The sequence below is a fragment of the Pedobacter sp. KBW01 genome, assembly GCF_003852395.1.
In the GTDB taxonomy this organism is placed as follows: Bacteria; Bacteroidota; Bacteroidia; order Sphingobacteriales; family Sphingobacteriaceae; genus Pedobacter.
In genome coordinates this window covers 87927-100718 of record NZ_QAJQ01000023.1, presented here as the reverse complement: position 1 = coordinate 100718, position 12792 = coordinate 87927, and the positions used below count along the sequence as shown (strand labels likewise).

The following is a 12792-nucleotide window of genomic DNA, read 5'->3' as shown; positions in this document are numbered from 1 at the left end:
GGACTTAATCCTTATATTTAGATTGATCAGTTTAATAACCAAATAATTACCTTATGAGGAGGCTTTTTTTTATCCTGCTTGGAGCGGTGCTGCTTCTGGCAGCAAGTATATATTCTTACTCATCAGCCGTTAAGCTGCCTGCCGGGGTAAAAGAAGCTTATGATGCTTTACCGGAGAAATTGGATTACAATGTTGATGTGAAGCCGATCCTCTCCGACAAATGTTTTGCTTGCCATGGGCCTGATAAGGCCAAACAGCAGGCCGGGCTCAGGCTGGATATAGCTGAATTTGCCTACGCCGAATTGCCTGAAGATAAAACTAAGGTAGCCATAAAACCGGGGGACCTGGAGGACAGCGAATTTTTTCACCGCATTCTTTCCGAAGATCCAAAGTATATGATGCCTTCGCCCGAATCGCACCACACGCTTACCACAACCGAAAAAGCAATATTAATTAAATGGATAAAAGATGGGGCAGTTTATAAACCGCACTGGGCATTTGTAAAACCGGTAAAAGTAGCTATACCTGAAGTGGATGAAGGAAATAGGCTTATCTACAATCCAATCGATAATTTTGTGCTGGCAAAACTGGAGCAAAAAAAACTTCAGCCGGCTAAGCAAGCAGGGAAGGAATTGCTATTACGTCGGGTTTCGCTTGATTTAACCGGCTTGCCGCCTACATTGAAAGAGATTGATGATTTTTTAAAAGACAATTCGTCTAATGCTTACGAAAAACAGGTTGATAGATTATTGAAATCTCCGCATTATGGCGAAAAAATGGCTGTTGATTGGTTGGATGTGGCACGTTATGCCGACTCGCATGGTTACACGATTGACCGGCTGCGGGACATGTCGCCCTACCGCGATTGGGTAATCAAGGCTTTCAATGCCAACTTCCCATATAATAAGTTCTTACAATGGCAGCTTGCCGGCGACCTCATGCCGCATCCAACACGCGATATGATTACGGCCACGGCTTTTAACCGCAACCATCAGCAAAATATGGAAGGCGGTATAATTGAAGAAGAGTTTCAAACCGAATATGTGATAGACCGCACCAACACTTTTGGCACCGCTATGCTGGCCATGTCTGTAGGTTGTGCAAAATGCCATGATCATAAGTTTGATCCCATATCCCAAAAGAATTACTATCAGCTTTTCAGCTTTTTTAATAATGTAAAGGAAGCAGGGCAAATTTCATTTGACGATGCATTGCCTACACCCACACAGCTGCTACCCACCCGCGAAAAGGAGAAAATACTGCAGTTTATTAACCATAATATTCAACAGGAACGGGATCAAATCAGGTTAAGTACTAATAAAGCTGCTACGCGTTTTGAGCAATGGTTAAGCACAGGTAATTATAAAAAGCTGGCGCTTAATCAAATTCCTGTTAATGGCCTGCAAGCTTTTTATAGTTTCGATAAAGGGAACTTTACCAGCAGTGTAAACACTAAAGAAACTGGTGTAATGCGGGGAGATAAACCTACATTTGTAACAAGCGATGGGGGGAAGGCACTCTTGTTTAATGGCGATACCTGGCTTGATTTAAATCAGGTTGGTGTTTTCAGTAGGTCCGAGCCTTTTAGTATCGGATTGTGGGTAAACATTCCGAAGCAGCTTACCGAAGGGGTTATTTTTCACAAAGGTAATTCCGAACGTTTATACAATTTCAGGGGCTACCACCTGTATCTTAAAAATAACAGATTGGAACTGAACATGGCGCATACCGCACCATCAAATGCCCTGACCAGGCTCAGTATAGCAGAGGTCCCCCGAAATAAATGGGTTCAGCTTACTGTAACCTACGATGGCTCGTCAAAAGCCGGGGGGTACAGATTATATCTGGATGGTGCCGAAATGGAGATGGAAACCACGATGGATCAACTCACAAAAGATATTTTGTTCACTTCTGGCACGCAGCCCGGATTACAAATTGGTGGATGGTCTCGGGGGCGGGGCTTTACAGGCGGTAAGGCCGATGATATTGCCGTTTATAACCGTGACCTGATTCCTTTTGAAATTAAAACACTTGCCAAAAAGACGAGTTGGGCAAGTATTGCCCTTAAAGATAAACAGGCATTAACTGTTGCAGATAAAGCGATACTCAAAGCTTATTATCTGGCAGCGGTTGATCCGGAATTACTCGCTGAAGAACAAAAGTTGAAAGCCCTGCGCCGCACCCTGGCAGATTCGTCAGAAAATATTGCCGAGCTCATGGTGATGCAGGAAATGCCTAAACCCAAAAAAACTTTTCTGCTAAAAAGAGGTAATTACGATATGCCCGGAGAACAGGTTTATCCCGCTACTCCCGAAGCGATATTGCCTTATGCTAAAAATCTGACTAAAAACCGGCTGGGTTTGGCCAGTTGGGTAACCGATATCAACAACCCGCTGACGGCAAGGGTAGCGGTTAACCGCTTGTGGCAAAACTTTTTTGGTGTAGGATTGGTTAAAACCGCTGAAGATTTTGGTAATCAGGGCGAAATGCCCTCTCACCCCGAATTGTTAGACTGGCTGGCTGTTCAGTTCACGGAATCGGGTTGGGATGTGAAGGCTTTGAACAAATTGATCGTCATGTCAGCAACTTACCGGCAGGATTCCCGTGTAAGTAAAGCGGCTGTTGAAAAAGATACAGAAAATCGTTTCCTCTCTCATGGCCCGGCTTATCGTTTAAGTGCGGAAATGATACGTGATAATGCTTTGAAGGCCAGTGGTTTGCTGAATTCAGCAATAGGTGGCAAAAGTGTAAAGCCATACCAACCCGAAGGTTTATGGGAGATCAACAATACCAGTTATACGCCTGATACTGGAAAGGCGGTTTACCGCCGTAGTTTGTATGTGGTTATTAAAAGATCAGTTCCCAATCCTACACTCTCTACATTCGATGCCCCTACACGCAGTTATTGCATTATGCGACGCCAGCAAACCAATACGCCGTTGCAGGCCCTGGTTACGCTCAACGATCCCACCTTTGTGGAAGCAGCAAGGGTAATTGGAGAGCAGATGAGCCGGGCAAATCAGATCCGTGTGGGGATAAACGATGCCTATCGCAAGCTTACTGGCCGCAGACCCTTGGCGGCAGAAGTTGAAATGCTTTTAAAGGTACAGCAGGCTGAACTTAAAAAATTTAAACAACACCCTGAAAAAAAATACGGCTGGTTAAATACCGGTCAATATAGAGTGGATAAAAAAATAGACGATGCGCTGATTGCCGCCAACACAGTTGTGGCCAGTACCATTTTAAATTCGGACGCATCATTAACCAAAAGATAAACGATATGTCTAATTTTCATCATCACAACGAGGAGTTCAGGTTACACACCCCTGAATTTAACGAACTTAACAAAAAGCTCGACAGGCGGGAGTTTTTAACTAAAACATCGTTGGGCATAGGGGCACTCGCTGTTGGATCGTTATTTGGGAATAGTCTTTTCGGTAATTTGACTAAAACAGTAGCTACACCATCAGGGGGCGATTTGGAGGCAGATATTTTAAGGGCATTGCCGCATTTTGCGCCTAAGGCCAAAAGAGTGGTATATCTGTTTCAAAGTGGCGGACCATCGCAATTTGAGCTTTTTGACTATAAGCCTAAGTTAGTAGATAGGTTTGGTCAAAACCTGCCCGATTCGGTGCGGCAAGGTCAGCGCCTTACCGGGATGAGTGCTAACCAAAGCGCTTTGCCCATGGTGCCGGCCTTTTGTAAATTTAACCAGCACGGCCAAAGCGGAACATGGATAAGTGAGCTGATGCCGCATACTGCTCAAGTGGTCGATGAGCTTTGCATCATCAAGTCTATGCATTCAGAGGCCATTAATCACGATCCTGCCATTACCTTTTTTCAAACCGGCAATCAGTTGCCCGGTAGGCCATCAATAGGTTCGTGGCTCAGCTATGGCTTGGGGTCCGATAATCAGAACCTGCCTACCTTTATCGTACTGGTATCTAAAAACGGACAAAAAGACCAGCCATTATATTCGAGGCTTTGGGGGAATGGTTTTCTGCCTTCGTGCCATCAGGGGGTGCAGTTCAGGGCTGGTAAAGACCCAGTTCTCTATTTAAATAATCCGGAAGGTTATGATGGTAAAGACCGAAAGGAAATGCTGGGGTACCTATCAAAATTAAATCAGTTACAGAATCAGGCCTATGGTGATCCAGAGGTCGAAACACGTATAGCGCAATATGAAATGGCCTACCGGATGCAAACCTCTGTACCTGATGTTATGAGTACTGCTGATGAACCTGATGAGGTTTTTGAAATGTATGGTGCAGATAGCCGTGATTCGGGAACGTATGCTGCCAATTGTCTGCTCGCGCGAAAGCTGTTAGAGAAAGATGTGAAATTTGTACAGTTGTACCATCAGGGCTGGGATCAGCACAGCGGTTTACCAGGTGGTATTACCACACAATGTAAAGCAACCGATCAGGCCACTGCTGCGCTCATTAAAGATTTAAAGCAGCGGGGTTTACTGGAAGATACACTGGTGATATGGGGCGGAGAATTTGGGCGTACCGTGTATTCACAGGGCAAACTCACTGCCAACGATTACGGACGCGACCATCACCCCCGTTGTTTTACTATGTGGATGGCTGGGGCAGGAGTAAAGCCAGGAATAACTTATGGCGAAACAGACGATTTTAGCTATAACATTACCAAAGATCCCGTTCATGTGCACGATTTTCAAGCTACTTTGTTGCACCTAATGGGAATTGACCATGAAAGACTCACCTATAAATTTCAGGGCAGGCGTTTCAGGCTTACTGATGTAGAAGGAACAGTTGTTAAAAATATACTCGCCTAGTTTAGGGGTCGATAATTTAAAAAACAGGATGAACTCAAGAAGAAATTTTATCAAAAATACCGCCGTTGCATCGGCTTTAATTACTGCCTCGCCATCAAAAAGCTTTGCCATCTTACATCCCGATCTGAAACCAGACAACCCAGTCATCGGTCAAGGCGATTTTACCTATAAAGCCGATAAAAACTGGGCGAAAATAAGTGTAAACAGTAATCCGTTGGCCAACTGCCACGAAATGGTACAGGATAGCAAAGGCCGGCTGATTATGCTGGGCGATCATACCCAGAACAATATCCTGGTTTTCGATAAATCGGGCAAACTGCTTGATTATTGGGGTACCGCTTTACCGGGTGGTCATGGTTTAACTATCAGCAAAGAAGGTGGCGAAGATTTTTTATTACTAACCGATTGTGGCTGGGCATTGGATAAAACCGGTAATGGTTATGGCCAATCCGGTCAGGTATTAAAAACCACGGTTGATGGTAAACTGATCTTCGCGATTGGCCACCCCCGAACCATTGGGGTTTATAAAGATAATGAAGACTTTAAACCTACCGAAACGGCTGTTGCCCCTAATGGCGATATTTATGTGGCAGATGGTTATGGCTCTGATTATATTCTTCAGTATAACAGCAAAGGGCAATACATTCGGCATTTTGGTGGACATCACAATACCAATAAAGACCATAATTTAATTAATGCGCACGGGGTAACCGTTGATACCCGCGATCCAAATAATCCAACCTTAATTTGTACCTCGCGGGAGGAGAACTGCTTTAAAGTATTTACACTGGATGGCAAATTTATTAAGCGAATCGATATGCCGGGGATGTACGTATGCAGGGCTGTAATTAATGAACAAAATATTTACGCCGGGGTATGTTGGTCTAAAGATACCGCAGGTAAACGCAATGCCAATACCGGTTTTGTAACGATACTCGATGCCCGGGATAAGGTGATTTCCAATCCCGGAGGGGCGGCGCCAGTTTACAAAAACGGGGTATTGCAGCCAACCTTACAGGCCGTTAACCCTGTTTTTCAGCACGGCCACGATGTCTGTATCGATGAAGATAAAAATGTGTATGTATGCCAGTGGAATGCCTATCATACTGCACCGGTAAAATTAACGCGCGTATGATAGTAGGGGATATAACCACCTTTGCCGGACACCTGCATCCCCTTATTGTGCATCTGCCCATAGGCTTTATTTTATTGGCTGGCATAATCAACACCTTGTCGTATTTTGACCGCTATGCCAATCTGAGACCTGCGCTGCCGGTAATTTTGTTTGTTGGGTTTATTTCGGCGGTATTGGCCTGTATCTTTGGCTACCTGCTTTCCCTGTCAGGTAGTTACAATCAATCTACGCTAAGTCATCACCGGTTTTCCGGAATTATGCTGGCGGCCATTGCTGGTTTGCTTTGTTTTATTTCCCTAGAACGTGTAAAAAGAGAAATACTTATTCCCAAAAAACTATTTTCAGTGTCCTTATTGGCCCTCATTGTTTTGATGAGTTACAGTGGCCATCAGGGAGCCAGTCTTACCCATGGCAGTGATTACCTTACCATGAACATCCTCTTGAAAGAAGTAAGGAAGAAGCCTACAAGCATTCAAAGTGCAATGATTTATGAAGATGTGGTGGCATCAATACTTGCAAATAAATGTGCGCAATGTCATCAGGGCAGTAAACAAAAAGGAGATTTATCAGTAGAAAGTCTGCAAACTTTACATAAAGGAGGTAAAACAGGTGCTGCGGTTGTTGCTGGCCAGCTTCAGAGAAGCGAATTGTACAAGCGCATTACCCTGGATCCTGCGCACCGGGATTTTATGCCTGCTGATGGCAAGCCACCGCTGAGCAGCACTGAGGTTGCAATAATTAAGTGGTGGATTGAGCAAGCCGGCGCTGTGGAAGGTAAAACCATTGCCCAGCTTAAAAATACGACAGTAATACAACCAAAAATCGGGGCCTATTTAGGTTTTAATAAAGATAACGAAAGTAAAGATACTGATACTCACTTTATCCAGGCGGTTAATCCCGATATTCCGCTAACTGTTGATAGTGGGCTGATTGGTAAATTAAGGGCCAGTGGATTAATGGTAAGGATGATGTTGAAGAGACCGGTTATGCTCGATATTACCCTGCCTGCTAGATCAGGATTGAAAATGGCTGATTTTAAGCGAGAGTTGTTGGCTTTGTCCAAAAATATCATCTGGTTAAATTTGTCTGCAAATAATTTTTCAGATGCCGATCTTGCTATATTAAAATCATTCAGCAACCTGGAGAAACTTCGGATTGATAAAAATCCGGTAACGGATCGGATCAGTAATGACTTAATTACTTTAAAACATTTGGAAGCCGTAAATTTAAATCAAACCCAAATTACAGGCGATGCCTTAACCACGCTGAAAAAAAATCCCGCTATCAAACGTGTATATACATGGGGAACTGCCGTGAAGCAGGTTGAATAAATGAGGAACGAAACTTAGAGAATAGTTGAGCGCCAAATCCTGGTAATTTCATAGATGCATAGCTTTTACTTGTACCTGGTTTACCAATAATAAGACGAACAGAGGGCTATGCAAACATATAATGGCGGTAACGATGAAGCTGAATCAATAGTTTACTCATTTTTTGTCGATCCCTTTGCCATCGAAATGGGGAATTTTCAATGCCGCGATGGCTGTTTCAGGTAAGCTTACCTTAAATAATGTAGGAATTCCCAACGACCTCGTTATTAATATCTGGATCTAACTGACCGACATCAATGTCGGTCAGTGCAATACAACATCTTCAGATTGCCTTAATTTAATTTTTATTTCAATCAAATCACAAAATAAATGATTAAGATTCCAATGCGAATTGATGCAACATATCCTGCGACCTTGCTAACAATCTACTTAAACTTTAATTTCATCATACACAGCATATTAGCGATCATCCTTAATGAATAAACATCAGTCATTATCATAGTTCTAATTTTTCATGATGATGAATGTTAAAGTTGCATTTGAACTTTAAACCTCAATGATCAAATCTTTCTCATAGCCATTATACCTCTCATTCAAATAGCCATGTGGATTACAGATAATTTCAGTGTTACCAATAGTATATCTGGTAGGCGTATGGATATGGCCATGAATCCAATACAAAGGCTGATGCTCCAAAATCACATCTTCAAGGTTTGAAGCATAGGCAGCTGACAAGGCATCATCTCTATCAGGCTGGGGTATCGACTTCACACTAGGAGCATGATGAGTAATTACCACATTCTTAAAACCGCTTGATTCTTTGAGACTTTTTTGTAGCCAAGATTTTGATTTTTTGTGAATCTGGTAAGTATCTATTGATCTTAATTTTGAATATGCTGGATCAACACGTATCTGTGCATAATCGTTCATTCTAGCCTGGCAAATAATGCCAGATTCCACAGGATTTCCAAATAAGCTAAAGTCCGTCCACAAAGTTGCACCGTGGAACCTTATGCCCTCAAACTCAACCATATTATTTTCAAGGACATTTACATTTGAGTTTTTGGATGCTTCAAGTATTTTGTTGAGTGTCTTCGGGTATGATCCCTTATAATATTCGTGGTTTCCCAATAAATATATGACTGGTTTAGAGGGAATATTTTTCTTAACCCATTCTATCCCTTTTGTCCCCAAGTTTGTATCACCAGCCAGGATAACGAGATCGGCATTGCTAAAATCCAAATCTGATAACCCAAATTCTTGATGCAAATCACTAATTATCTTTATTCTCATTTCTTTAGTTGATATGTAGCACACTGACAAGGTTTACTATACTATAAATACCCGTGTTTTTTTCTAATTTGGTCAACGTATTTATAATGATTCCTTTCACTATTCAGTAATTATTCTAAATGCGGGAGACATTTCTTCTTGTTCCGCCCGGGATATTCCCAATTTAGTAGCTATCGTTCGCCAATCCTTTACAGCTATTGAAACCTCTTTAATGACTTGGTGCATTTGATTTTCTTTTAGCTGAAACAATTCGCCAACACTTAAAGCCAAATCGAAATCCAACGCATTATTGTCCATATCAATATTAAGAGCCAATCCATTTTTATCTACTGAGGGATTGATATCATATGCAGGCGATAACCTCCATCCATTTTCTGTCAATAAAAAGCCATGATTCCTTAAATGATCATCAGTGTTGGAGATTGCTATGTTAAATACTATCCTTCTCCACAGTTGATGCAGGTCTGCCTCTATGTTCGATCCATAACGCTGTATAAAATCTGCTATCTCAAGATAACTAGGAGTAGCGTCCCTAATGCTATCCTCACTATTTTTTGTCATAGTCATAGCCGAAGCAAAATGAATACGCTCACCCGTATCCCGATCAAACCGCCTGGATAAAAATGTACGATAGGGTCCTCGTACCTTTTCAAGTGTACAAACTGGCATATTGATTCCAGCCTTGGTCGCCAGTTCATAAGCTAAGTATTCCCATGCAGCTTTATCAATTATGTCAGCTTTTGAGGGAAACTTTGCAATACACAACTGACCATCCAAATCAACAACATTTGCTTTTGGTCTTGCTCCACCCAGTGATGATCCTGGCGCAAAAAGCATTGGAATCCAATCACCACCATTTTTCCCTTCCTCATCTTCTTCGTAAGCTTTGACACTTGCCTGTAGCTCCCGAAGATGAGTAATTGGTGGAGTAGGATTATTCTTGTTATCATCAAGAAAAGGTCCGTTGGGATCTAGCTTAAACCTTAATGCTCCCATCCTGGAAGCATCATGAACGCCCAATAAAAAATCAATTTCGTATAGTTTCGGTGTCGCGTCCCCTTTGGCAAAAGCAGTTTGCGCAGCACGACGCAACATAAGCTTTCGTCCCCAGGTATCCGGCATTGAATCCATAAATATACCAAAATTGTCTTTTTTGTCAGGGTATTGGGTTCCTGAATATAAACCGATTTCAGGATCAAGCAAAAACAACTGATCAGACTTTAGCCATCCCCGGTCGTATTCAAATCCAAATATCCTATGTCCTTTACTCTGCTGAGCAGAAATCACACCTATGCACCGTGGAGTATCCATGCCTTTCCAATGGGCGTATACCCATATATCTGTCTTTGTTGCTGCCATTACTTTAACAAATCTAAGTCCTGAAGCTTTCTGCCAAGTTCATCATCTACTGCCAGCTTAAGGAAATCTTCATGCAGATTCAGTGCCTTAAGTACATTGAAATAAGCTCCCATAGACACTCCAGGATCCCCCCGTTCAATTTTACGAAGAGTTGCTCTTTCAATAGCAGCGCGTTCTGCAAGTTGAATTGCAGTTAGTTTCCTACGCTTCCTAGCAAGCTTGATATTTTCACCAAACTGATCCCAAATCATTTTATATTTTGGAAATATAACAACTTTCTTTGATCTCATAATGAGTATAATTATATCCAAATATAGTTAAAATGAATATAATAACATCCGTTTTCGCTACCTATATAGTTATTTTCTCTCGGTAATTCAGATTAATGAAATATAAATGGGTATTATTATGCTCAATATATGTAAAAATGAGTGTAATATTGATCATGTTTTTCTTGTCTCTGATTAGTTATGGATGCAGCGAACCGAATATCTCAAACGCCTTATACCCAAAACCTTTTTATTGCTGGTCTAAAATATCTGCAGATGGAACCTATTTTCTGTCGCATTTATGATTTTGTATCCCAGCTTTTCAAGCTTAAATTCAAATAGGACTGAGATTATCGTTGTAGTTAACTAGAAATAATTTGCCCCAGAATTTCTTTTTTGAAGTCCGTTTCTCTATACCAGACTATCTTCGATTGAAACTTGAAGAAGTAGTAAAATATTTTAGGAGTGGGGGAACATATGAAGAATTCTGCAAACAATATTCATTGAATTTAAAGTCTGAGGCCATTGAAATATATATATGATGAGGCCTTTCAATATTGATAATGATCTAGTCTTTTTTAGAATAGGGGATACAGAAGGCAAAATAGAATATACATTTGAAGGAGAAAGTTATTTTAATCTTTTTGATTTTTATTACTTTCAAGATGCTATTGAGGAGTCTAAAAGTGGAAGCTGTCTTTCGTTAAGCGATACTGAGATAGCTAAAAAACTTTACGATTATGCAATGAATGATGCATGATTTGCACAGCAGGCCGATAGTTAGCTCTGCAATTCTTCTAATGCTCAAAAATCGCCACTTTCAGAATTCTGTAGTTAACGATTCAGTCAGGTTTCGAGATCTTACTTTGTGATGGTTATCATCAAATACCTAAAATTGGGTATTGCAAAACCAGCTGTTTGTTTTTAGCTTACAGTTGAAAATTGATGTATACTCTCAGAAAGGAAAGTTTGTGAAATATGCAAGGGTTTATATTGAATTAGTTTTTTAATTTTTTTGATAAAACCTTTATGAAAAACTTTCCTTTATTTTTTCTTGTCCTTGCCATTGCGCTCTTTTGTTCAAGCTGTTCTAACTCTTACCGGTTGATTGCTACCAAAGAGCATGGTAATTTTATTGTTCCACCTCACACAGATTTTCATCCCATTGCTGAAAATAAACTTGGACATCGTTATTATTATGTCTTATTTCCAGGAATAAACAGCAATTATGAATACGCGGTTTCCAATTTAAGTGCCGCAGAACATTGGTCTGGAAATATCGATTATTTTGATAAAGTTCAAACTCATAAGCTCTTTAAGAAAAAAAATGTTAAAAAATTCTCAGATTCTTTAAACTCGGCAATAAAAAAGGTTTCGAAGGAAAATAATTATTATCAAAGCGGAATATTGGATAAACATAATTCTCTTTATTTTATTCAATTTGACTTTGAAAATATCCTTATTAAAGCTAAGGTAAAATCCAGAAAGGATAGTGCATTGCTTGCTAGAATAACCGCGGTGAAACCCAACATTGGTGATAATTCAGACAACATTAAGCCACTTCCTTTAGCACGTGAAAATCCGTCTTGGGCCAACAAATCAAGTAAGGGGGCGCTTAAAACTACAGATAGGAAGACCAATATATCTAATATAGATCAAACTGTTTCGCTTAATTCGGCATCGATCGAAAGCAATTACGATGGTATAGCAAAGGATTTACTGATAGAAATTGCAAATCAGGAAGGTGAACAAGCGGGTAGATTTCATTGGGCCAATAGCATTTCCCAAAATATCCTTGAAAAAGTTTTTGAAATGATCCCTGTGGAGGAAAACAGCTCCTTAGCTAGATTCGGTTTTGTTAAAGGGCCTACCTATTCGTTGTTGCTACTCAATCCAAAAATCAGTTTAGAAATTGATCTCGATAGTAAAATGGATAATCCTCATGATACTGGAAGTAAATTGATGAATTGGTCTTCATCCATTTCCACTTCTTTTTACAGGGATAGAACAGGAAATATCAAACAACAGCCATCTCTCGGCTTAAGACGTTCTTATAATCCAAATACATTAATTACAAAGCTTCAACATACAACAGATGTAGGTGGAACCATAGATGTAAATTACTATAACGTTGCAAATAATGCAGATCTTGAACTTTCAAAAATTATAAATCGTACTAAATATATAGCATTGTATCAACCGCCACAAAAATCTAATAATTTGGCAAGGGGGGCTGAAGGCGAGCCAAAAAACTGTATGGTTTCCCCAGATTATGATTTGAATTCGCAGCTCATATTTAGTGCTAATACAGAAAGCCTATTGGCTAATCCAAATCAATGTGTAGAAGGCATCCCGATTTTCGAGCATGTTGGCGTATTTGGTCCTAGAAACTTGATTTTGGCTAATATTAATATTACCCTGAATAATAATTCTATGCTAATTCCCTTCGGAAGAACTATTGGTGAGTTAATCCAAACGGGTAAGATTATTGGAAATTTCAAAATTCGTCGCGTTTACAAAGGCAATCTTGTAAAAATGAAGTTTAACAACACATTTTTTGAAAATACATCGCTTTTGCCAATGGATCAATTGACCAATAAATAA

Annotated in this window: 9 protein-coding genes; 6 read left to right on the top strand and 3 right to left on the bottom strand. The window is 40.5% G+C overall.

Going from position 1 to position 12792, the window contains the following annotated elements; translation table 11 throughout:
• Positions 1 to 53: 53 nt before the first annotated feature.
• The 4 genes from DBR40_RS21460 to DBR40_RS21445 are packed head-to-tail and all read left to right on the top strand — an operon-like array spanning position 54 to position 7267.
• Positions 54 to 3275 carry a DUF1553 domain-containing protein gene (locus DBR40_RS21460; RefSeq protein ID WP_124561782.1) on the top strand — a complete coding sequence of 1074 codons (3222 nt, stop codon included), beginning with the start codon at positions 54 to 56 and terminating at the stop codon, positions 3273 to 3275.
• A 5-nt stretch (positions 3276 to 3280) separates the two neighbouring features.
• Positions 3281 to 4801, top strand: coding sequence for a DUF1501 domain-containing protein (locus DBR40_RS21455; RefSeq protein WP_124561781.1), 1521 nt, complete (start codon positions 3281 to 3283; stop codon positions 4799 to 4801).
• A 28-nt stretch (positions 4802 to 4829) separates the two neighbouring features.
• Complete coding sequence (locus tag DBR40_RS21450) at positions 4830 to 5936, top strand: twin-arginine translocation signal domain-containing protein (RefSeq protein WP_124561780.1); 1107 nt, start codon at positions 4830 to 4832, stop codon at positions 5934 to 5936.
• Positions 5933 to 7267, top strand: a complete 1335-nt coding sequence (locus DBR40_RS21445) for a c-type cytochrome domain-containing protein (protein WP_158674100.1) — start codon at positions 5933 to 5935, stop codon at positions 7265 to 7267. The genes DBR40_RS21450 and DBR40_RS21445 overlap by 4 nt, the downstream gene beginning before the upstream one ends.
• Before the next feature lie 546 nt (positions 7268 to 7813).
• Here DBR40_RS21445 and DBR40_RS21440 read toward each other — a convergent pair.
• From DBR40_RS21440 to DBR40_RS21430, 3 genes are all read right to left on the bottom strand, one after another.
• Positions 7814 to 8560 (bottom strand): metallophosphoesterase, encoded by a 747-nt coding sequence (locus DBR40_RS21440; protein WP_124561778.1) that lies wholly within the window; start codon positions 8558 to 8560, stop codon positions 7814 to 7816.
• A gap of 99 nt (positions 8561 to 8659) precedes the next feature.
• Positions 8660 to 9919 (bottom strand): type II toxin-antitoxin system HipA family toxin, encoded by a 1260-nt coding sequence (locus tag DBR40_RS21435; protein ID WP_124561777.1) that lies wholly within the window; start codon positions 9917 to 9919, stop codon positions 8660 to 8662.
• Positions 9919 to 10209: a helix-turn-helix domain-containing protein gene (locus DBR40_RS21430; protein WP_124561776.1), complete on the bottom strand. Its 291-nt coding sequence runs from the start codon at positions 10207 to 10209 to the stop codon at positions 9919 to 9921. Before DBR40_RS21430 ends, DBR40_RS21435 begins: the two co-directional genes overlap by 1 nt.
• A 517-nt stretch (positions 10210 to 10726) precedes the next feature.
• Here DBR40_RS21430 and DBR40_RS21425 point away from each other — a divergent pair.
• Both DBR40_RS21425 and DBR40_RS21420 read left to right on the top strand, forming a co-directional pair.
• Positions 10727 to 10948 carry a hypothetical protein gene (locus DBR40_RS21425; RefSeq protein ID WP_199748407.1) on the top strand — a complete coding sequence of 74 codons (222 nt, stop codon included), beginning with the start codon at positions 10727 to 10729 and terminating at the stop codon, positions 10946 to 10948.
• A 269-nt stretch (positions 10949 to 11217) separates the two neighbouring features.
• Complete coding sequence (locus DBR40_RS21420; RefSeq protein WP_124561775.1) at positions 11218 to 12792, top strand: hypothetical protein; 1575 nt, start codon at positions 11218 to 11220, stop codon at positions 12790 to 12792.